Genomic DNA, 20,984 nt, shown 5'->3' with positions numbered 1-20,984 from the left:
CAAAGTTATTGACATAAATTGTCAAATATTAGATAGTGCTAAGACAAACAAGCGTAATGCTTGTTTTTTCGTGAATAAAGAGTAGGAGAGTAAATGACCTCTAAAGCGCAATCAATGGCATTGATGGTTCCACAGGGAAGCAGCAGTCTTGAGGCTTATGTTCAGTCTGTTAACCACATTCCGATGCTGGACGCAGAAAAAGAATATGAACTGGCAAAGCGTTTACAAGAAACCGGTGATTTACAGGCGGCGAAAGAACTGATTATGTCGCACCTTCGCTTTGTGGCTCACGTCGCTAAAGGCTATTCAGGTTATGGTCTTCCACAATCTGACTTAATCCAAGAAGGCAACATCGGTTTGATGAAGGCAGTAAAACGCTTTGATCCAACGGTGGGTGTACGTTTGGTTTCATTTGCAGTGCATTGGATTAAAGCAGAAATTCACGAGTACGTACTGAAAAACTGGCGTATTGTGAAAGTTGCTACCACCAAAGCACAGCGCAAATTATTCTTTAACCTTCGTAAATCGAAAAAACGTTTGGGTTGGTTCAGTGACGACGAAGTCGGCATGGTGGCTGATAATCTTGGTGTGAGTAAAAAAGACGTGATGGAAATGGAATCACGTATGGCCGCACAAGATCCTGCATTTGATTTAGCCAGTGACAGTGATGATGAGAACGATTTTGCACCGACGCAATATCTTGAAGATCAGGCATCAGATGTCGCTTCAAATGTCGAAGCAGCCAACTGGGAAGCGAACGCTCAAACACGTTTATTTGCAGCGATTAAAACGTTGGATGAACGCAGCCAACACATTCTACAAGCGCGTTGGTTGGATGAAGATAAAACCACATTGCAAGAGCTCGCAGCTGAGTATGACGTGTCTGCTGAACGTATTCGTCAGCTTGAAAAAAATGCGATGAATAAGATCAAAGCTTGTATGGTTGATTGATAGTTTCAATCTTCGATTGAATTGATATGAAAACCTGCTCTATGCAGGTTTTTTTGTGGCTGGTGGTTTGCTTTGAGATGGATGGCTACAGCTTTATCTTGTCGCACTCACAAAGGCGGGTGCCCAGCGCCTTTTTGATGCGCAGCATCACTTTTTAGATGAGGCAAAATTTCTTCGAAATTTATAAAGTCGTGGAGTTGCACTCCACACCGCCAAAAGGGGAAGCCTCCAGCTGCTTCCCCTTTTGAATCCCCTGAGCGGCCCAAACGAAGCTAAGCGTTTCAGATATGATTGAATAAATGACTAACAGCTCTGATGGTACATCTGATAGACAGGACGCCTGAATGTCGTGAAGCACATGGATGTGCGAGAACGACCTGTACCCCAGAGCTTGGCTCGACGTCCATGTCTCGCCCACGCCATTTTGCATTCAATAATATCTTCAACAGCTTCGATGGGAGCATCAGCCCTTAAACAGTATATAAGTCTAATAAAGTAAGAGCTTTTAGAAAAAAACTGAAACCTTGCAGGCTACAATGTTCCCCATGGCAAAGTTGTAATTCTTCGTTGGTGAAAAATAGCGTAAGTGCAGCATGGATGCTGCACTAGGTTACGAGGTGCATGGATGCACCATCGGAAACGTTAGGTATTTTTTGCCATAAGAGGAATTACGTTTAACTTTGTAGGGCGGCATGGGGAGATGGAAGAGGGGAGTTTGCTGGTGAACTCCCTTCTTTCTCGGGTGTGGGTGGGAAGCCCACGACGTTTTAAAGTGCGAAGCGCTTTCCCAGCTAATTATCCCGAATGCACTAGTGAGTCATAAATTGCTTATTTAGAATATGTAATAATTTCAGTACTATAGGTTAAATTAAACATCTTATTTAGTAACTTGTTTATATATCTAAGGGAAGCGTTATTTTTAACTATCATATGACTAAATCCTAAAATAAAAACTGTTACAATGGAGGTTATGAAAATGAAAAGATTGCTTTTTACTTTGGTGTTCATATGTATTTCAGTTAGTTCTTATGGAAGTTGTCTGAAATTTCAATATCAACAGTGCACAGTATCGATGATTAAACTGATAGCTACGCCTGAAAAATTTCATGATGAGATTGTTCTTGTTCATGGCGTTTTTAAAATAAAGGGTAGTAAGGCGTTACTGTATTTGAATTCGGAAATGGCAGGTTTTGACTCAATACCAAACAGGTTAGTAATAGAATTAACCAATGAGCAAAAAAAGAAGTTTTCGAATTTGAACGGACAGTTTGTTCAAATTAAGGGGACTTTCGTATACAGCAGTGAAGTACTTGGTATAAGTGATTCAGGTTTCATTACTTCGGTCAAAAAACTGTATAGTTTTGAGCATTGAAAATTTGCTTACCCTTTAGTCACATCACCCCAAATTATTAATCCACTCACTCATCACTACGTGAGTTTTGATCTTCACAATATCAGGTGTTCCATCAAACAGTTCGCGGATCTCATGCAGGCGGCGCATACTTTTGGCTTTGATAAAAACTAAAAGATCCATATCGCCGCTGATGCCATGACAGGTGATGACTTCTGGAACTTCTTGAAAAATATGAATCACTTCAGCGCAGCGAGCGCATTCGTGCTGAACCTCAAAATAGGCACTTACGCCCTCTTTTTGAGATTCACTCAGCATTACTTGGTAGCCACGAATGATGCCTGATTGCTCCAGTTTCTTGATGCGATCAGAAACAGCGCTGCGCGATAGGTTCACTTGATGAGCAATATGAGACACGCTTTGGCGAGCATCTTTTCTTAACTCATTGATGATAGCGGTATCAAACTTATCCACGATAATTTTTCCTAAATATTAATCACCGTCAAATTGTCGGTTTAAATGAAAATTTCCGTCAAACTGTCGGATTAATACTTGTGTTTGTCGGGCGCAAAACGCAGAAAGAAAATAAGAATAACATTATAATTTGCGCAATTGGAATGGATAAGGGCTGTTAGCCCAATAATAGAGTTTGAATAAACAATGAAATCAACGATCGGACGCTGGCAAGGTGCTGGGTTAATGGCTACCACATTGTTGGGGACAGGTGTGTTTATTTTACCGCAAATGACGGTAGATGTTGCCGGTAAAGGTGCGCTTTGGGCGTGGTTAGCGCTCACGGTTACCATTATTCCGGTCACACTGATTTTCGGAAAATTGGCGAGCGTGTATCCTCATGCCGCTGGTCCAGCTTACTTTGTCGAGAAAGCGTTTGGCCGCACCATGGGCAGAACCATGGGGCTGATTTTCTTGTTAGTGGTGCCAGTGGGCTCTCCAGCAGCGATTTTAATGACGTTTCAATTTGTTGATTCGTTATTTCATGTATCAGGTTTTGGTCAGTTACTACTGCAACTGGTATTGGTATTCGGGCTATTCATCGTTGGGCGGCAAGGACTACAAGTGTCAGCCAAAATGCAGTTTGCACTGACACTGGCTGTGGTCACGATTGTGGTGATGTTATTTGGTGCAGGCACAACGAATACTGCGAAGTTTGTTAGTCTTGATACTCATGCTGCACCAGAGTTTTCGTTAATGTTGGTTGCAGCAGGTATCGCTTTTTGGAGTTTTTTAGGTATTGAAGCCATGACTCATTTGGCTGATGATTTTGAGAGCCCAGAGAAAGACATGCTGCCAGCGATGATGATCGGTGTGGTGTTGGTCGGCGTGGTTTATGTGGCTTGTACTTTGTTATTGCTGCTTGTCCCAACGGATGAAAGCTTAGCTATGATTGGGGTATTTAATCAGTTATTGGGTGGTTATGGTCAGCAAATTATCGGTATTTTAGGGATCACCAGTGGTTTAGCCACGGTAAATGTATACAGCGCCAGTGCAGCTCGTTTGACTCGTAGTTTTAGTCAAGAAGGCATATTGCCAAGTTGGTTTAATAAAGTAAACGAACGAAAAGTACCTGAGCGTGCAATGAATGTGATTTTATTGGTCATGGCTTCCGTGCTGATTTTAACCTACGTTTTTGAACAAGATTTAGAGCAATTAATTTCATGGAGTAATGGAGTCTTTGTCATTATCTATTTAATGGCGATGCTGTCAGCAGTGAAGCTACTGAGCAAAAAGTACTTACCTTGGGTGATCGTTGGCTGTGGTTTCTGCATTGCAATGGGCATGGCTCTGGGAGTCAATATGGCTTACGCTTTTCTACTGACCGCTGCTGTAATCCCGTTTTTATGGTGGCAAAAACATTATTTATATCGTAAGTCTGTTCGAGTCGGTTAATTGACTAAAATAAAAAACACCAGCAAAGCGACTGGTGTTTTTGTTGTTTTTTAGCATTAATTATCCAATTTAAAGTCTAACTTCACTTGTTGATTGTTTTGAGCAACGGTAATCCCTTCTTCTACTTTGGGTTGGTACTTCCACTTTTTTACTGCTCGAAGTGCTTCTTTATCAAACGTTCGCTTGGGATCAGCATCAAGTACTTCAGCATTGATAACTTGACCCTGATTGTTAATATCGAACTTCACTAATACCCAGCCTTCTTTACCGTCACGTGCAGCATCAATGGGGTATTGTGGTTGCACTTGAACCATAGGAGTTGCCGATTTATCTGCGCTGGCATAGTTAAAGTCTTCACCTGAGACGTTCGGAATTTCAGGTAAGTGCAGATCATTACCGCCATCAGGTAATGGTGTTCTGGTATCGAGCGGCGTTTCTCCGGCTATTGCTGTTTGATCAATCGGCGGTAAGGGGTCGTATGGCTCTGGCTGTGGATGCACTTTATCAATTTGAGTTATGTCCTTTTTGTCCATACTGATGCTTTTTGGTGGAACGGCGGTAGGCGCCGTCGGTGGCTCAGGCGTTTCGCCCAAGAGCTGTGTCATAAAGAAAAAGAGCCCAAGCGTGATAATTGCAGCCAGGATCAAGACAGTACTACTTCGAACTAAGGTGTGCTTTCCCATAAACATTCCCCCTCCATAGTGAAGAATAAACTGGTGTCTCTTTAATCGATATCATTAAATCCACTAAATACAAAACATTTTGTTACATTTGGTGTTTTTTAATAACTTATTTCATGTTTGATTAAAAATTTATCAGTTTGCTAACTGGGTCACAGATAAGTCGTTGAAAGGTGCGGTGCAAAAGTGTTGAATTTTGGGTATCCTTAGCGGTCTAATTTCTTAAATAATATAAGCGCTGGGAATTTATGTCTTTGTCAGCTGTTTTAAATGAAGCTTTTCACTTCTTTAAAAATCACCTTCGTCAATTGGCGATGCTCACTATGCCGTTAATCATTGGCGTAGTGGCTATTCAATCATGGCTCGGTATTGAGCTGGGTAAAATGAACCCAGAAGCCCCTCAAATAGATGGAATACATCTAGGCGTAATGTTTTTGGGAATATTGCTGTTTTCATGGTTAATCTCCACTTTGACACTGTTTTTGCAAGTAGTGTCAGATGGTCATAATCCAACCGTTAGGCAAGTCTTGTTTACTAGCCTTAATTTTGTGCCGCCAATGTTACTTACTATGGTTTTCACTGGTATGGCTATTTTTGGCCCTATATTTGTGCTCATTGCTGCATTAAAGGAGTTGGGGGCTTTAATTGGTATCGTTGTATCGGTATTTATTGCAGTAAGACTGTCTTATGTGAATTTTATGGTAGTTGTAGAGCACATTACGCCACTGCAAGCCATTAAAGACAGCTTCAATTTCACTAAGCCTATATTTTTTCCAACACTGGCTATATTGCTCATGTCTCTACCGATTTCACTTGTGTTTACTGTTATCGCAACCAGCGTCAGCTCGTTAGGTGAAGGGGCCATTTTTGTTGTTAATATTTTCGGTTTTTTCTTCAGTTTATTCGTCACGGTTGCGCTGTATCGTTTGTATATGCTGAACCGTGAAAATGTGCATGACTAAGTGTTAACCTAACCGAAGAGACACAAGATGCAAAATCTTGAATTTTATAATCCAACACGGATTTTCTTTGGTAAAGGACAAATTGAGCAACTGGATGCTTTAGTACCTTCGGGTGCTAAGGTCATGATTTCACTTGGTGGAAACAGTGCGCAAGCCACAGGTACTCTCGATGAAGTTGTAGCAGCATTAAAGCAACGTGATGTGGTTGAGTTTAATGGTATTGAGCCCCACAAGATTGGGCTACACATATGATTGGTCATGAGCTAACGGCACTGCATGATATTGATCATGCCAGAACCTTAGCCATCGTATTACCGTCACTTTTACGCCATACTAAAGAGACGAAAAAAGCAAAGTTAGTGCATTATGCTGAACGAGTGTGGGGTATTAAAACAGGCTCCGATGACGAAAAAGTGGATACAGCTATCAATCAAACTCAAGATTTTTTTGAAAGCTTAGACATTCGCACTCGTTTGAAAGATTACGGTATTGGTGAGTCTGATATCGATGCCTTGATCTCTCAGCTTAAAAGCATGGCATGGTCGCATTGGGTGAACATCAAAGTATCGACTTAGAAAGTCGCCGTAAAATTTTGCTAGGGGCACGTTAACTTTTTAGCTTAAATGAAGGATGAACTATGCACAAAGGAAGTGATTGGTTAATTTGTCTTATGATCGCGCTGATATCGAGTTTCAGCGCTGTTGCCACCGTCTATAAATGGGTCGATAAAGACGGTAAGGTTCATTACTCTGATGTACCTCGTAAAGGTGCAGAAGTTGTTAAACCGAATCCACGTACCGAAAATACCTTTAAATTTGTTGCTCCACCAACGCCCAAAAAACAGCCTAAAAAAGAAACTGACGGCGCTGAAATCAATGTAAAAATTACTTCTCCAACTGATCAGCAAACCATCCGAGACAATCGTGGTAACTTTACTGTGATATCGTCAACCTCAGTGCCAAAACATGGTCTCAATTACCTCTTACTTATGGATGGTAAGCCAGTAGCTGGCCCGCAGCAATATGGCTCATTCAGTTTGAGTAATGTTGATCGTGGCGAGCACAAATTGCAGGTTTCACTGGTCAATAAAGATAACAAAGCGATAGCGACAAGCGAAGTCGTGACAATTTATCTGCATCGATTTTCGAAGTTATTTAAACACAACTCACCAGCACCTATCCCAACTCAGTAAAATTGCAGTTTTAACGTATTTCATGCACACTTGATTTGCACCAATTTGGTGCGGTTTTAATTATTATGAATTGAGTGTATGGATCCAAGGCAATTACTTTCACATTTATCTACAGCAGTATTAATTATTGATGACGCACTCATTGTGCGCTTTGCTAACCCTGCGGCTGCACAGTTTTTCAATTTGAGGGTCTCAAAGCTGATTGATACGAACTTTAATGAACAGGTATTAGCCTTCGACATCAGTCTTGACCGTTTTCAACATGCCATTACCAATGGTAAGAGTTTAAATGTCAGCAATGCTTTATTGGTGACTCGAGATGGCGTTGAACGTTCCGTTGATTTGACGCTTTCACCGATGGACAATTCTCAGAGTATTCTAGAGTTGCGTATGATTGACCAACAGAAACGAATCGAGCAACAGTTCAATCAAGACGCACAACAACAAGCTGCACGATTTTTAGTACGTAACTTAGCTCACGAAATAAAAAACCCGCTTGGGGGGCTTCGTGGGGCAGCGCAATTACTATCAAAGCAGGTTCACGGTTCAGAATATCAAGAATTTACCGATATGATTATCGAACAGGCAGACAGAATGAAAGCCTTAGTCGATAAATTACTGGGCCCGCAAAAACCTACGCCCCATTACTTACAGAATATTCATCAGATCATTGAAAAGGTGATTCAACTCATTGAAATTACCTTGCCGAGCAACATCGAACTCATTCGTGATTATGACCCTTCATTGCCTGAAATCACCATGGACGCAGAGCAAATTCAGCAGGTCGTGATTAACTTACTGCAGAATGCCGTACAAGCAGTTGCGGACGCAAAGGGTAAAGTGACATTAAAAACACGTACTCAACACAGTATAACGATAGGAAATAAGCGCTTCCGTTCGGTGCTTGAGTTATCGGTGATTGATGATGGTCCAGGCGTACCTACAGAATTAAAAGACACTCTATTTTATCCGATGGTCACGGGTCGTGCTGAAGGGACTGGGCTTGGGCTGTCCATTGCGCACAATATTGCTCGGTTACATCAAGGACGTATCGATTGTAACTCTTCTCCTGGCCATACTATTTTTGTTTTAACGTTACCTATCAAGGAATAACCCGATGCAAGCACAAGAGCAAGTTTGGATTGTTGATGATGACAGTGCGATTCGTTGGGTGATTGAAAAGTCGCTCGCCTCAGAAAGCATCAGCTGTAGCAGCTTTTCGTCGGCGGATTCAGTATGGCAAGCGCTAGAAGTAGAACAACCGCAAGCGATTCTGTCCGATGTGAGAATGCCAGGAACGGATGGTATCAGTCTATTAGAACGCATTCAGCGGCACTTTCCAGACCTTCCTGTCATCATAATGACAGCGCATTCAGACTTAGACAGTGCCGTAACGGCATACCAAGCTGGTGCTTTTGAGTATTTACCCAAGCCATTTGATATTGACGAAGTGATTGCTTTAGTTAAAAGAGCACTAGCCCGGAGTCAAACTCAACCTAAGTCAGAACCAGAAGTAACTGATGTCGTTACACCTGAAATCATTGGTGAAGCACCTGCGATGCAAGATGTGTTTCGAGCCATTGGAAGATTATCACGTTCATCAATGAGTGTATTGATTCATGGTCAATCTGGTACGGGTAAAGAGTTGGTCGCTCGAGCGTTACATAAACACAGCCCTCGAGCAGGCAAGCCATTTGTTGCACTCAATATGGCTGCCATTCCAAAAGAGTTGATTGAAGCTGAGTTATTTGGGCATGAGAAAGGTGCATTTACCGGAGCAACTGAGCAACGTAAAGGCTGGTTCGAACAAGCCAGCGGTGGGACACTGTTTTTAGATGAAATTGGTGATATGCCACTTGAAGTGCAAACTCGACTGCTGAGGGTATTAGCCGAAGGCAGCTTTTATCGAGTGGGTGCGAATAAAATGGTGAATGTGGATGTACGGATCATTGCAGCGACCCATCAAAATTTATTACAAAAGGTGGAACAAGGTGATTTTCGAGAGGATTTGTTTCATCGCTTGAACGTGATTCAAATTGAGTTACCAGCACTAAATCAACGTCGTGAAGATATTCCTGCCTTAGTGAACCAATTTTTAAATATTACAGCTAATGAGCTCGGTGTAGAGGCTAAGTCAATTTCAACGTCAGCGATGCAAACACTGGTTAATTTTGATTGGCCGGGTAATGTCAGGCAGTTAGAAAACACCTGCCGTTGGCTCACCGTAATGGCGGCCAGTCATGAAGTACTGGTGTCAGATCTGCCGATTGAAATTCAACAAGGCCAGAAGGCGACAAACTCAACAGGTCAACAATCTTGGCAACATGGGTTAAGAGAGCATATTCAGAACCTGTTCGAGCAAGGTAAACATGATGTAATGAATGATACCTTGTCCGAAGTGGAGCAGGTTTTGATTACAGAAGCACTCAAACACACCCAAGGACACAAACAAGAAGCGGCAAAAGTTTTGGGCTGTGGGCGTAATACGTTGACCCGCAAACTTAAAGAAATAAGTTAGCTTTTTATACTCGTGATACTTGAAGACGTAGTGTCAAGTATCACGAATATGGCATCAACGCACTTGATGCCAATGACTGAGTTTTTGTTGCTGCATGATCAGTAATAAGCCTAGAGGTGCAATAAAGCTGACAATAGCGATGGCGTCTGGTGCGGGTAACGATGTCTGTTGAATCAAGCCACAGATCAAGGCTGCACCACTCATTTGGATAAAACCCAGTAATGCGGTTGCTGTTCCTGCGCGATTACCAAAAGCCGTAAGTGCCATGCTGGTTGCTGGACCGAGAAGCAAAGCAAACCCTACACACAATAAAATCATCGGTAACATGAAGGCATATTCCGGAGCAATGAACTGTGTCGCTGTTTGAGTCTGAAGCAGTTCAACCCACAATGCGGTGCTGATGAATAAACTAAAAGCCAATTTTACGGTTAAGTGATTTCCTAATCGTTTCGATACCATCGGCGCAATAAAGCAGGCAATGATATTCAGTAAGGCGTTAAAACCAAATAATGCACTGAAACCAAGTTCAGATACCCCCAAATGGCCAATCAGCCATACCGGTGAATAAGAGACGTAACAGAGAATTGCTGCCATTGCACTCATACAGCTGATGGCATAAAACAAAAAATGGGGCTCTTTTAACACTGGCCAGAAGCGTTGCAAGTTGTAAAGTTTGCCATGGCTGATCGTGTCTTCAGGCTTGGTTTCAGAAAACCGGAAAACCACGACCAATAACATTACAGCGGCAAATAGCGTCATGAAGATAAAGTTAGAACGCCAGCCAAACTGCATGGCGAGCAATCCACCTAAACTGGGTGCTAGGGCTGGGATCACACAAATAGCACCATTCAAATAACTGTAAATTTTTGAGCTTTCTTTCGAGGTGAAACAGTCACGGACAGCACTGAACGCTACGATCGAAGTAGAACAAGCAGCTAAACCCTGAAGCACTCTTGCGAGTAACAGAACGTTAAACTCATAAGCTATGGCAGCCAATAAGCTACTTAAGCCGTAAAGGACGACACCGAATAATGCGACAGGTTTGCGTCCAAATCGGTCAACGAGTGGCCCGATAAGAATCTGACCCACGCCCATAGAAAATAAAAACAGAACGAGTGTGGACTGAATGTCACTGTTTGAAACCGAAAACTCGGTTGCCATTACAGGCATAGAAGGTAAATAGATATCAATAGCTAATGGGCTAAGTAATACCAAAAGCATTAATATTGGTAGAGAGGTTTTACGCATATCTGTCCCTAGAAACTGCAAGGGAAAACAAAAAGGATTGTTCTCATAATTAAAAAAAGTTAACTTTTAGTTGAATAAGTGAACGGAAAATAGAACCCCTACTAAAAGTGGTGGCATATTCTAGCGAATTATTTAAATGGAAGAAATGAATATTCAATTAAATAATCAATCTAATGAATTAACTCAACGGGTTAAAAACATTTCAGCTTGTCAGATTTGTGCCGGAGTACTACCTCATCAACCAAGACCGGTAATACAGGTGAGTCAAAGTGCCAAGATATTGATTGTTGGACAAGCTCCTGGCAGGAAGGTGCATGAAACGGGGATTCCGTTTAATGATGCCAGCGGTCAACGTTTCGTGAATGGCTTGGTGTAACGGAAGCGCAATTTTATGACCCCAATCTGTTTGCCATTATTCCTATGAGGTTTTGTTTTCCAGGTACGGGTAAACAAGGGGATCTGCCGCCAAGACCAGAATGTGCCAAACATTGGCGAGCCCAATTATTAAGATTGTTACCCAATATTCAGCTGACCATCGTAATTGGGCAGTATGCGCAGGCTTATCATTTTAACGATAAGGAAATGTCGGTTACTGAGCGAAGTGAAGAATTGGCAGCAGTACTGGCCGAGTCGAATTCCACTCCCGCACCCAGTCCAAGAAATCGAATTTGGTTAAAACGCAACCCTTGGTATGAACAAAAATTAACCCCTAAATTGAGATCTGAAGTAAAAAACTGTTTATATTCTACTTAAATACCGTTAGGAGATAGCGTTTTGTCAAATGTCAGGTTTCCTGTAAGTACCGTAAAACAGTTATTAGCTCTTGAAAATGAGGTGGATTTTCCTTTTCGACTCGATGTCGAAGCCGTGAACTCTGATGCAAACACCAGAAGCTTTGGGGTGACAGTCTCAAAAGACAGAGCTGTGAAAATTTTTGTGAAAAATACTTTTGGCTCATTGACTGATAAGGTTAATGGGCAACAACAAGAGCGAGTACTCAATGCCTTGAAAGGCTTCACATCTCGAGTTATCTCTAATCAAACAGTGAAGGTAGGAACGTTAGTCAATGTTGAAAAAGATCGAATATCGAGCGATTCTCTTAATTCAAAAGCTTGGCTATTAGGAGCCCAAAGGCCTTGTATGAAAGATACTGAGCCATTAACTTTGGTTGTTGATTTTGATGAGGTCATTACTTCGACAGAGTCAACGAGTACTTTTAAAGAAGCCCACTCTATAAATCAGACTGGCTTTTTAGGCCAGAAAGTTATTCACATGTCTCCGGCAAGGATGGCACAACTTCGATATCTTCAAAATAAAGGGCATGAAATTAAAGTTTTAACTGAAAATAAATTTATTTATCAAGAATTAAAAGAGTTATTCTCTTCATATGGTATCTATCTTAAAAAGGAAAATGTGATATCCACAATGCCTGAAACTCCCATGGAGCTAGATAAATTTTATGAACAAACAATAAAACCAAATATAGATAAGATTGACTTTGTCGAGCAACAACGTTGGGGTGAAACTCATCTATTTTTGTCTAACCAGGTTGTAATGAAAAGTAGAGGATATGAAAAATCAGCACAAAACGGTTATCAATTGAAAACAGTTAACAGCCACTTTATAGGTGAAAGGGTAAGCTTTCCAAATTTTGGCTAGATTTATTTTTTATTTGGTTACAATTTTTATACTTGTTTGAGCCGTATTCTCCTCTACTTTTGATTAATTACGGTTCAAATCTCTTAAGAAAACGGTATATTAGCTTCACTAGTTTGCTGCGTCAGTGAAGGGATATATCATGAGTCAAGAAACAACAAAAATATTAGTCGTTGATGACGATATGCGCTTACGTTCGTTATTAGAACGTTATCTTGTTGAACAAGGTTTTTATGTGCGCAGTGCAGCCAACTCAGAGCAAATGGATCGCTTACTTGAGCGTGAAAATTTCCATATGATTATCCTCGATCTGATGCTTCCTGGTGAAGATGGTTTGTCCATTTGTCGTCGTTTGCGTCAGCAGAAAAATAACATCCCTATTGTAATGTTAACGGCTAAAGGCGACGAAGTTGACCGTATTATTGGCCTCGAACTCGGCGCTGACGACTATTTACCTAAGCCATTTAATCCACGTGAGTTATTAGCACGAATCAATGCGGTCATGCGTCGTCGTACTCAAGAAGTGCCAGGTGCCCCTTCTCAACAAGAAGAAACCATTGAGTTTGGTAAGTTTAAGCTCGATTTGGCAACTCGTGTTATGTACGACGGTGATAACGCTATTAGCCTAACGAGCGGCGAGTTTGCGGTATTAAAAGTATTAGTGACGCATCCAAGAGAACCACTATCCCGTGATAAGTTGATGAACCTTGCCCGTGGTAGGGATTATTCAGCGCTTGAGCGTTCTATTGATGTGCAGGTTTCACGTTTGCGCCGATTAATTGAACAAGATGCCGCTAATCCAAGATATATTCAAACCGTATGGGGCTTGGGTTATGTGTTTGTACCAGATGGTTCGGCACAATAATCAAAAACTGAACCATTGAAAAAAAATAGCATCTGGCGCAAGTTACTTCCTCGTAGCGCTTTTAGTCAAACCGTACTCTTGATAGGCAGCTTGTTGCTTATCAATCAGCTTGTGTCTTATTGGACGGTTGCCGTCTACTTTATCAAACCCAGTTATGAGCAAATTAATGAGTTAATTGCTCGTCAAGTTAAGCTATTGTTTGTTGATGAAATTGAAATTGGTCGCCAGCACCTTACCTTAGTGGATGCGCTCAATGCCAAGGTTCGCGACGATGGTATGCGGGTCTACAGCCAAAAACAAGCACGTGATGCAGGCGTTGATAATGCCACTTACTATGGTTTTTGGTCATCAGAAATGTCTGAATATTTAGGCGGTAAAGCAGAGGTGCGAGTGATGCAAGCGCAGCATTTGCAAGTATGGATCCGTCCTCCACAGGCACCATCGATTTGGATTAAAGTGACATTAAATAGTGGGATAAATGAAGATCAACTATCCCCGTTAACCTTGTATTTATTAGTGATCGGCGCATTAAGTGTGATCGGTGGTTGGATGTTTGCTCGTAAGCAAAATAAGCCGCTCCGTCGATTACAAAAAGCAGCATTATCGGTATCCAAAGGTAGTTTTCCTCAGTCTTTACCCTTAGAAGGTTCTACTGAATTAGTGGAAGTAACCAATGCTTTCAATCGCATGGCTTCCAGTATGAAACAGTTGGAGCAAGACAGAGCGTTGTTAATGGCGGGGATATCTCACGATTTACGCACGCCGTTAACTCGTATTCGCTTAGCCTCTGAAATGATGGTTGAAGAAGATGAGTACCTCAAAGATGGCATTGTTAATGATATCGAAGATATGGATGCCATTATTAATCAGTTTATTGCTTATATCAGGCAAGATCAGCAAGAGTTAGTGGAGTTAATTTCGATTAACCGTTTACTGAAAGAAGTCGCTGACGCTGAAACGCACCGAGATGTAGATATAGAACTGGAACTGGGCCATTGTCCTGATATTTCAATTAGAGCGGTCTCGATAAAACGGGTGATCACCAATTTGGTTGAAAATGCCTGTCGTTATGGCAACGGTTGGATCAAAATCAGCTCTTACACCACAAAATCATCCGTATGTTTTTGCATAGAGGATAATGGTCCTGGCATTGCTGAAGATCAAATCGAAACCGTGTTTCAGCCTTTCACACAGGGTGATAGCGCCCGAGGTAGTGTTGGTTCAGGACTTGGTCTTGCCATTATTAAACGCATTGTTGAAGGACACTTAGGTAAAGTCACACTATGTAACCGAAAGGAAGGCGGGCTGCGTGCAGAAGTTGAGTTACCGACTGAATAACAAAGAAAAGCAAGGATGTTAAATTGTTAGAGAACATTGAAGTCGATTTTGTTATAAAAAACCTACAGTACGTTATTTTATTAAGTCTTTTGGCCATTTCCATTTTTCAGCTTCGTAAAAGAAATCAAGTGATGAAATTATTGCAAGAGTATGTCAAAGGACATCATAAGCTGTTATAGGGGCTGTGGCAGTATTATCCTAAAAAACTCAGTTGAACGCTAAATAACTTTTTAAGCTTATGAAAGTGAGAAAATAATCTGATTAAATTTTACCACCTATTGGGTGAATCGCTCTACGCTTACAAGCTGGCTAAAATTGCCGTTATCTACGTTAGAACATTTGCAAGTAGATTAACTACTTGCTGCACGTTCTGCCTTGCTACCGATAATTTTTTCTGCGCTTGAAAACGTACCCAACTGAGTTTTCTAGGTTAAATAGTACGATTGGTATAACTTATTAACCCATATGATCTGGATGTGTTTTTAAGATTCCAGCAAACTGTTCAAAATGAGTATCAAATACTTCCACTAAATTTGGATCAAACTGGGTACCACTACAACGCATGATCTCTGCTTTGGCATCTAATATACTCCAAGAATCTTTGTAGCAACGTTTACTGCAAAGTGCATCAAATACATCTGCGAGAGATGTAATTCGTCCTTCTAGTGAAATATCACTGTTTGCTTTACCATTTGGATAACCTGCACCATCCCAGCGCTCGTGATGATCAAGTGCCAAGTTCGCTGCCATTTGAAAGGTACTATTTTGGTTGCCACTGAGGATTTCCCAGCCTTTTTGCGAATGCGTTTTCATTACATTCCATTCTTCGCTATCTAATTTTTCTGGTTTATTAAGTATCTTGTCAGGGATACCCACTTTGCCCACATCGTGTAATTGAGCGGCTAAGCGAATCGCTTCACAGTAAGCGGTAGATTTTCCGCTGAGCTCTGCGAGTGTTTTTGCATAAAGACCAACTCGAACAACATGGGCACCTGTTTCTTTTGAGCGAGACTCCATCGCTCCACCCATTAACGAGATAGTCAGCTCTTGAGTCTCTTTAAGCGAGTTGCTGAGTAGCAGGTTTTCATAGCTGAGCATGACATTTTTTAGGTACAGATCGATCATCTCGATACCTTGATAATCAATGACTTCTGAAGCTAGAAAGGCGAAAACCGTATCATGTTCATTTTCAGATTTGTGATAATAGACATAGTAATTATCTTCTTGAAAGCTCTGCTTGTTCGTCAGTGCTTGTGTAAATAATTGCTTATCGCGACTGTGCAGTTCATCAATATCATTACGAGTAATGATTTCAACTTTGGAACCTTTGCCTGAAAATATTTTCAGATTACGGTCGATTTTGGAAATACCGAAACCTTCTTCAACATTGATGAACATTTTGGTATTGGTAATATTCAATACGAGTCTAAGTTGCTCTAAAACAGCCTCAGCAAATTTTTGCAGATCGCTAAACTCACTCACATTCGTGATCGAAGAGATCACCTGCTTAAGCACCTTTCGGTGTTGTTGCAACAAGCAGATATCACGGTAGGCACGCAGTGAAGTATAGAAAGTGGTTTCTAAATCATTGCGGCGAAAGTCGGTTTTGGCTTTGTAACCGTCAATATCAAAATTACGAATGACACTCTGCTCAGGTGCGATCCCCGGCTGCCCAGTGCGCAAAATAATGCGGGAATAGTTATTGTTAAGCTGTTTACGAATAAATTTAGCCAACTCCAGCCCGGCATCATCAGCTTCCATTACGACGTCTAGTAAAATTAAGCCAAACTGTTGCCCTTGGGCTAACAATTCTCGGGCTTCCTTTCCTGAGTATGCACTTTGAAATTTTATCGCTTTATTTTCAAACTCAAAGCCGCTCATGATGAGTTTTGTCGATGTATGAACGTCTTTGTCATCATCGACAATTAAAACATGCCATACATCCCGCTCTTCCTTAAGCTCACTGTCCAAACTCAGCTCTCTATCATCTTCTAACCAGTCCAAAGTGAACTCCTTAACTATTTTTATTTTCTATGAGTAGGGGTAGCTTGATGGTAAAGCTCGTACCTTGATTGAATTTCGATTCGCAACTGATCTCGCCCTGCATTTTGTGAGTGATTAAGTTGTAAACAATACTCATGCCTAAGCCACTGCCACCTTGGCCTCGCTTGGTGGTGTAGAACGGGTCAAAAATGCGTTTTTGTTGCTCATGATTCATACCTTTGCCGTTATCACGATAGTTGACGGTGAGATATTGCTGGGTTTGCTCGATAACAATTTCAATTTGACCTGTCAGCTTGCCGTTATCAAAACCATGAATCAGCGAGTTAAGTAACAGGTTTGAGATAACCTGAGAAAACACGCCAGGGTAACTGGTTATCACCGGTGTTTGTCCTAACACCCGAGTATCAATGGTAACGGGCGTATTTTTAAATTTGTGATTGAGGCTCCTGATGGTATCCGTCAGGTAAGCATCAACAGTAAACTCACTCAAGGCTTCGCTACTCTGATCAACGGCAATTTTTTTAAAGCTTGAGATTAGGTTTGCTGCTCGCTCATTATTGCTCAGGAGTAACTGGCAATTTTCGATTGCAGCTGATAGAAAGTTTTCGAGTTGACTGCGCTTTAACGTGCCTGCTTCAACACCTTTTCTAAGCTCAAGTACTTCATGCTCTAGATGAGACGCTAATGCGACGCTAGTACCTAGCGGTGTGTTAACTTCATGGGCTACGCCGGCAACTAGGTTACCTAAAGAGGCCATTTTTTCTGATTCAATCAGTTGGCTTTGAGCTTGTTTTATTTGTTCAATATTCTGCTCTAACTGTTCATTTTTTTGGTTGAGTAAGACGGTTTGTTTATCGACTTCATGACTTAACAAGTTCAATAAACTTTTGTTGAATCTCATTCGAAAATAGAAAATGAGCAAGATACAGATAAGTAGGCCGATGAATCCTGTAATGGCAATACCGACCTTTAAATTAAGCTGATGGTTGAGCTGGTGAATATTCTGAGATGTTCTGGCTTCTTGAAGTTGGTAGAACTCATTTATGTAAGCCATGATTTTTATTTTGGTTTGAAAATAGTCTTCACTATAGAGAATATTGATGGCGGCTTGCTTGTCAGACTCGGTAAAGTTCATCGTAAGCTCGAATGCCTGAGATTCTAATTGCGTAAGCCGATCAGACTCTGTTTTAGCGCTTTCAAGCTGATCCAACTCGTTTTTTTGAATCCCACTTTCAAGCATTAACTGATTTAACGACTTTTGCTGACTAAATTTAAACGGTGCGCTGCCGTTTTTTGGCATTAAGAAGTCCCAATAAACACGCTCGTAATTAAGTGGTCTTGGTGATTCGCCTTCTCTTATCGCAATGATTTTATTGAAGAAACTCAGGTATTTTTTATCCTGAGTAACAGCATAAGCCCTTGCCATTAAGGTCAGTTGATCTGAACTGTGTCTAAGTTGCTCTGTGAGCAAGTAAGACTGATAGCGGTTTGCATTAGCTTTTAGTAATGCGGTAAATGATTGGTAAGAAAATAAGGAGAACACAAAGACGGTACATAAAAATATGGTAGCCAAAATCGTGAGCAGTTTAGGGATAAAATCAATTTTATTGAAATGGTCTTTATTAATCGTCATTGAAATGTAGATGTTTTCGTCATATTTATAAAGGAAAAGGTGCTGTACTTTTCGGTACACTCTTTTTGAGCTTATTATCGAGAAATTGATAATAAGTGGTTAATTCAAAATATGTCTTTAGAATTGAGTGGCGAAAGCTAGGCGGTCGAAAATACTCCGATTTTTTTCTATTGTAAAGTCTTCTTGGCTAGACTTGGTGTGTTGTACGGTAAAAACGACGAAAGTGTGATCTTTAGATGAAAAATGGGTAAAGCTTAAATTCTCAAGCTCTACCATTCGATACGATTACAGTGCTTTTAACATCACTTCCGCTTTGCTGACTTCAAATTCTTTTGGTGCTTCGACATTGAGTTTAGTGACTACACCATTTTCAATGATCATCGCATAGCGTTTTGAGCGTAAACCACCAAAACTGCCAGTTTCCATCTCTAAGCCTATCGCTTTTGTGAAGCTACCGTCACCATCCGCTAGCATCATAATGTGTTCAGCGTTTTGGCTGTCGCCCCATGCTTTCATGACAAAGGCGTCATTAACCGAAACACACGCAATAACATCAACACCTTTCGCTTGAAACTCATCAGCAAGCGTAATGTAACCAGGTAAATGAGCCGCTGAGCACGTTGGAGTAAATGCACCTGGAACGGCAAATAATACGACTTTTTTATCTTTAAACAGTTCGGATGTTTGGTGTTCGTTCATCCCATCTTTTGTCAGATGGGAGAGGAGACCGTCGGGTAGGTTTTGACCTTGTTCTATCATGTTTAACCTCATTTAGAGTACAGAATAAATATCAAATCGATTTTTTTTTGTTTTAATTGAAGCTGAAGGCTTTTGGCCATCAATAAATTTAGCATAATCGGGGCGCTTCACTACAACCCGTTTTTGAGCGATGATTAATGCGGGACTCAACAACTCATCGGCGTCTTCATCACTGCCGACTAGCGTCTGAAAAAGGCGCATTTCTTTTTTTACTTGTGCGGACTTTTCTCGATGAGGGTACATGGGGTCAAGGTAAACGACATCTGCCTTTAAACCAAGTGCAGTCAAAGATGTTTGACTGGCTCCATGGTGTAAGCTCATACGTTGTTGAACCCATGTGCCTATTTCTGGATCACGATAAGCGCGGTTAAGACCGTCTTCTAATAGCGCTGCGACTATGGGTTGTCGCTCTATTAATGTTACCTTACAACCGAGGCTCGCAAGGACAAAAGCATCACGGCCTAACCCTGCTGTAGCGTCAATAACACTCGGTACATTGCCATTCTTAAAGCCAACAGCTTTTGCTATTGCTTGACCTTTACCGCCACCAAACTTTCGTCTGTGTGCAACAGCGCCAGTCACAAAGTCAACGACGACACCAGACAGTTTCGGTTCGTCTCGTTTGTGTAAGGTGAGTGTCGCATTCTCAAACTTAAATTCGAATAGGCTGTCGTCAGAATGTTGTAAATTCCAGCGGGTGCAAATATCAACAAGCTCAACATTACTTTGATCAAAAAAAATGGATGTAGGCAAAAGAAATCACGAAATTAACGATAGATTGAAACGATTATACGCTGCTTCAAAACTGGTAGGAAGATGCTTTTGTTGCCCATAAGTTCGTTGCTTTTGATGATTGAATATCAAAAAACGGCAGTGAAGAAAACTGGAATAGTGTTGCAATAAATGAACTCGGAAACACTTTTACACTGTGGTTGTACTTTTCGACTGCTTTATTGTAGTGGCGGCATAATGTTGAGAATTCACTGTGTACAGAAAAATAGGGCTGCACAGACTCGATTTGTGAGTACTTCGTTAGTTGAGCCGCAATATCAGTGATTTTTTGGTTTAACTCATCACATTTCTTCAAATGATCTTGAATCGTATTAAAGTTATTCAATTTATGTTGTGAATAAAAATCTGACTGGAAGGCGTGTCGGTAGTCGTCGAGCACCTTGAGACTGGGCTCTTTTTGATTCATGGTCATGTCAGCGTGATGGACTGCTTTCAAAATCGCATGTATTTGTTGTTTTAGACTGTTATCAATAGCAGAAAGCGCACACATTACACTTTGTTGTTTAGCGTGTAATTGACGATAATTAAAATAAATCCAACAAATCCCTGCAAAACTGCAGATGGCCAGAACTAACATTTACATCAAAATTAATGAAATCATGAATTAAATGTAGCTGTCAGAAGCCCACTTTGCCAATTTAACTTATTTATTTAAAAGTAAATTTAAAATTACCGATCCGTGTTTTGTTAAGCGTAGGTTAAGCAAAATTAATTATAATTGGTATATGCAAGATTAGGGCAACCAATTCGCTCGTGAATGCAGGACTCTCAGCTATATCAGAGTCCTTTTTTTTATCTCTTTTTGGCCACATCAGTTCAAACGGGCTTTTCCAATGTTCTAATTTATTTAGAAGATTTTAAGTCTTCTTTAGGAATATCAAATAAGTACTCAGGATTTAAAATCTTAAACAGAGATGTTATCAAGCCATCGATAAACGAACTTAATCAAAGAAGTGATTTAACGGAACCCATCAAACTTGGGTAACAAATTAAGAGGATAAATCTGGTAACCATTCACCAGCGTAGTATTGACTAATCGCTGGTGAGGTTAAACACATCTGGATAAGGTTTACGTTGTGTTACAGCCGTAACAATTTCAGAGATAACTTCGAGCGCAGATAAACCAC

Annotated in this window: 21 protein-coding genes and 1 pseudogene; 14 read left to right on the top strand and 8 right to left on the bottom strand. The window is 40.9% G+C overall.

Annotation, left to right across the window (positions count from 1 at the left end):
- The first annotated feature begins 93 nt into the window (after positions 1-93).
- Positions 94-951, top strand: a complete 858-nt coding sequence (gene rpoH / locus JQC92_RS12250) for an RNA polymerase sigma factor RpoH (RefSeq protein WP_204999927.1) — start codon at positions 94-96, stop codon at positions 949-951.
- Positions 952-1,927: 976 nt separating this feature from the next.
- Positions 1,928-2,323: a hypothetical protein gene (locus tag JQC92_RS12245; protein ID WP_204999926.1), complete on the top strand. Its 396-nt coding sequence runs from the start codon at positions 1,928-1,930 to the stop codon at positions 2,321-2,323.
- Positions 2,324-2,347: 24 nt separating this feature from the next.
- Here JQC92_RS12245 and JQC92_RS12240 read toward each other — a convergent pair whose 3' ends face one another.
- The gene (locus tag JQC92_RS12240) at positions 2,348-2,776 is read right to left on the bottom strand and encodes a winged helix-turn-helix transcriptional regulator (RefSeq protein ID WP_204999925.1); all 429 of its coding nucleotides are present in this window, start codon (positions 2,774-2,776) and stop codon (positions 2,348-2,350) included.
- Between the two features lie 186 nt (positions 2,777-2,962).
- Here JQC92_RS12240 and yjeH point away from each other — a divergent pair, with 186 nt between their 5' ends.
- Positions 2,963-4,210: an L-methionine/branched-chain amino acid transporter gene (gene yjeH / locus JQC92_RS12235; protein WP_204999924.1), complete on the top strand. Its 1,248-nt coding sequence runs from the start codon at positions 2,963-2,965 to the stop codon at positions 4,208-4,210.
- Positions 4,211-4,266: 56 nt separating this feature from the next.
- Here yjeH and JQC92_RS12230 read toward each other — a convergent pair whose 3' ends face one another.
- On the bottom strand, positions 4,267-4,893 hold the full coding sequence (locus JQC92_RS12230; protein WP_204999923.1) for an energy transducer TonB: 627 nt from the start codon (positions 4,891-4,893) through the stop codon (positions 4,267-4,269).
- Positions 4,894-5,144: 251 nt separating this feature from the next.
- Here JQC92_RS12230 and JQC92_RS12225 point away from each other — a divergent pair, with 251 nt between their 5' ends.
- The 6 genes from JQC92_RS12225 (at position 5,145) to glnG (ending at position 9,562) form a co-directional block, all read left to right on the top strand.
- Positions 5,145-5,852 (top strand): YciC family protein, encoded by a 708-nt coding sequence (locus JQC92_RS12225; protein ID WP_204999922.1) that lies wholly within the window; start codon positions 5,145-5,147, stop codon positions 5,850-5,852.
- 27 nt (positions 5,853-5,879) lie between these two features.
- Positions 5,880-6,104 (top strand): iron-containing alcohol dehydrogenase, encoded by a 225-nt coding sequence (locus JQC92_RS23195; RefSeq protein WP_420851316.1) that lies wholly within the window; start codon positions 5,880-5,882, stop codon positions 6,102-6,104.
- On the top strand, positions 6,101-6,427 hold the full coding sequence (locus JQC92_RS23190) for a hypothetical protein (protein ID WP_420851315.1): 327 nt from the start codon (positions 6,101-6,103) through the stop codon (positions 6,425-6,427). The genes JQC92_RS23195 and JQC92_RS23190 overlap by 4 nt, the downstream gene beginning before the upstream one ends.
- 62 nt (positions 6,428-6,489) lie before the next feature.
- Entirely contained in the window at positions 6,490-7,044 is a 555-nt protein-coding gene (locus tag JQC92_RS12215; protein ID WP_204999921.1) for a DUF4124 domain-containing protein, read from the top strand.
- 78 nt (positions 7,045-7,122) lie between these two features.
- Entirely contained in the window at positions 7,123-8,157 is a 1,035-nt protein-coding gene (gene glnL / locus JQC92_RS12210; protein WP_204999920.1) for a nitrogen regulation protein NR(II), read from the top strand.
- A gap of 4 nt (positions 8,158-8,161) precedes the next feature.
- Positions 8,162-9,562 (top strand): nitrogen regulation protein NR(I), encoded by a 1,401-nt coding sequence (gene glnG, locus JQC92_RS12205; RefSeq protein ID WP_204999919.1) that lies wholly within the window; start codon positions 8,162-8,164, stop codon positions 9,560-9,562.
- A gap of 54 nt (positions 9,563-9,616) precedes the next feature.
- Here glnG and JQC92_RS12200 read toward each other — a convergent pair whose 3' ends face one another.
- The gene (locus tag JQC92_RS12200; RefSeq protein ID WP_204999918.1) at positions 9,617-10,810 is read right to left on the bottom strand and encodes a multidrug effflux MFS transporter; all 1,194 of its coding nucleotides are present in this window, start codon (positions 10,808-10,810) and stop codon (positions 9,617-9,619) included.
- Positions 10,811-10,946: 136 nt separating this feature from the next.
- Between JQC92_RS12200 and JQC92_RS23185 the strand changes: the two are divergent.
- The 4 genes and pseudogenes from JQC92_RS23185 to envZ all read left to right on the top strand — a co-directional run bounded on the left by JQC92_RS23185 (position 10,947) and on the right by envZ (position 14,669).
- Positions 10,947-11,563, top strand: a pseudogene (locus JQC92_RS23185) (uracil-DNA glycosylase family protein).
- Positions 11,564-11,584: 21 nt separating this feature from the next.
- Positions 11,585-12,469, top strand: coding sequence for a hypothetical protein (locus JQC92_RS12190; RefSeq protein WP_204999917.1), 885 nt, complete (start codon positions 11,585-11,587; stop codon positions 12,467-12,469).
- A gap of 139 nt (positions 12,470-12,608) precedes the next feature.
- Positions 12,609-13,331: an osmolarity response regulator transcription factor OmpR gene (gene ompR, locus JQC92_RS12185; protein ID WP_204999916.1), complete on the top strand. Its 723-nt coding sequence runs from the start codon at positions 12,609-12,611 to the stop codon at positions 13,329-13,331.
- Between the two features lie 15 nt (positions 13,332-13,346).
- Positions 13,347-14,669, top strand: a complete 1,323-nt coding sequence (gene envZ / locus JQC92_RS12180) for a two-component system sensor histidine kinase EnvZ (protein ID WP_239480540.1) — start codon at positions 13,347-13,349, stop codon at positions 14,667-14,669.
- Positions 14,670-15,125: 456 nt separating this feature from the next.
- Here envZ and JQC92_RS12175 read toward each other — a convergent pair whose 3' ends face one another.
- From JQC92_RS12175 to JQC92_RS12155, 5 genes are all read right to left on the bottom strand, one after another.
- Complete coding sequence (locus JQC92_RS12175; protein ID WP_204999915.1) at positions 15,126-16,673, bottom strand: HD domain-containing phosphohydrolase; 1,548 nt, start codon at positions 16,671-16,673, stop codon at positions 15,126-15,128.
- Between the two features lie 10 nt (positions 16,674-16,683).
- Positions 16,684-18,306 (bottom strand): sensor histidine kinase, encoded by a 1,623-nt coding sequence (locus tag JQC92_RS12170; protein ID WP_204999914.1) that lies wholly within the window; start codon positions 18,304-18,306, stop codon positions 16,684-16,686.
- A gap of 285 nt (positions 18,307-18,591) precedes the next feature.
- Positions 18,592-19,065: a peroxiredoxin gene (locus JQC92_RS12165; RefSeq protein ID WP_204999913.1), complete on the bottom strand. Its 474-nt coding sequence runs from the start codon at positions 19,063-19,065 to the stop codon at positions 18,592-18,594.
- Positions 19,066-19,077: 12 nt separating this feature from the next.
- Positions 19,078-19,818, bottom strand: a complete 741-nt coding sequence (locus tag JQC92_RS12160; RefSeq protein ID WP_204999912.1) for a class I SAM-dependent methyltransferase — start codon at positions 19,816-19,818, stop codon at positions 19,078-19,080.
- Positions 19,819-19,864: 46 nt separating this feature from the next.
- Positions 19,865-20,434, bottom strand: a complete 570-nt coding sequence (locus JQC92_RS12155) for a LemA family protein (protein ID WP_204999911.1) — start codon at positions 20,432-20,434, stop codon at positions 19,865-19,867.
- A gap of 180 nt (positions 20,435-20,614) precedes the next feature.
- Between JQC92_RS12155 and JQC92_RS12150 the strand changes: the two genes are divergently transcribed.
- Entirely contained in the window at positions 20,615-20,842 is a 228-nt protein-coding gene (locus tag JQC92_RS12150; protein ID WP_204999910.1) for a replication initiation protein, read from the top strand.
- Positions 20,843-20,984 lie beyond the last annotated feature (142 nt).

This window comes from Parashewanella hymeniacidonis, from assembly GCF_016900895.1.
Classification (GTDB): domain Bacteria; phylum Pseudomonadota; class Gammaproteobacteria; order Enterobacterales; family Shewanellaceae; genus Parashewanella; species Parashewanella hymeniacidonis.
Note: the sequence above shows the minus strand (reverse complement) of the source record. Positions and strands in the feature narration are given on the sequence as shown.

Bases quoted from the DNA above. Each gene is read 5' to 3' on its own strand.
- glnG (WP_204999919.1), top strand. From the start codon at position 8,162: ATGCAAGCACAAGAGCAAGTTTGGATTGTTGATGATGACAGTGCGATT.
- JQC92_RS12230 (WP_204999923.1), bottom strand. From the start codon at position 4,893: ATGGGAAAGCACACCTTAGTTCGAAGTAGTACTGTCTTGATCCTGGCT.
- JQC92_RS12150 (WP_204999910.1), top strand. From the start codon at position 20,615: ATGCAGGACTCTCAGCTATATCAGAGTCCTTTTTTTTATCTCTTTTTG.
- yjeH (WP_204999924.1), top strand. From the start codon at position 2,963: ATGAAATCAACGATCGGACGCTGGCAAGGTGCTGGGTTAATGGCTACC.
- JQC92_RS12170 (WP_204999914.1), bottom strand. From the start codon at position 18,306: ATGACGATTAATAAAGACCATTTCAATAAAATTGATTTTATCCCTAAA.
- JQC92_RS12215 (WP_204999921.1), top strand. From the start codon at position 6,490: ATGCACAAAGGAAGTGATTGGTTAATTTGTCTTATGATCGCGCTGATA.
- rpoH (WP_204999927.1), top strand. From the start codon at position 94: ATGACCTCTAAAGCGCAATCAATGGCATTGATGGTTCCACAGGGAAGC.
- ompR (WP_204999916.1), top strand. From the start codon at position 12,609: ATGAGTCAAGAAACAACAAAAATATTAGTCGTTGATGACGATATGCGC.
- JQC92_RS12245 (WP_204999926.1), top strand. From the start codon at position 1,928: ATGAAAAGATTGCTTTTTACTTTGGTGTTCATATGTATTTCAGTTAGT.
- JQC92_RS12165 (WP_204999913.1), bottom strand. From the start codon at position 19,065: ATGATAGAACAAGGTCAAAACCTACCCGACGGTCTCCTCTCCCATCTG.
- JQC92_RS23190 (WP_420851315.1), top strand. From the start codon at position 6,101: ATGATTGGTCATGAGCTAACGGCACTGCATGATATTGATCATGCCAGA.
- glnL (WP_204999920.1), top strand. From the start codon at position 7,123: ATGGATCCAAGGCAATTACTTTCACATTTATCTACAGCAGTATTAATT.
- JQC92_RS12200 (WP_204999918.1), bottom strand. From the start codon at position 10,810: ATGCGTAAAACCTCTCTACCAATATTAATGCTTTTGGTATTACTTAGC.
- JQC92_RS12155 (WP_204999911.1), bottom strand. From the start codon at position 20,434: ATGTTAGTTCTGGCCATCTGCAGTTTTGCAGGGATTTGTTGGATTTAT.
- JQC92_RS23195 (WP_420851316.1), top strand. From the start codon at position 5,880: ATGCAAAATCTTGAATTTTATAATCCAACACGGATTTTCTTTGGTAAA.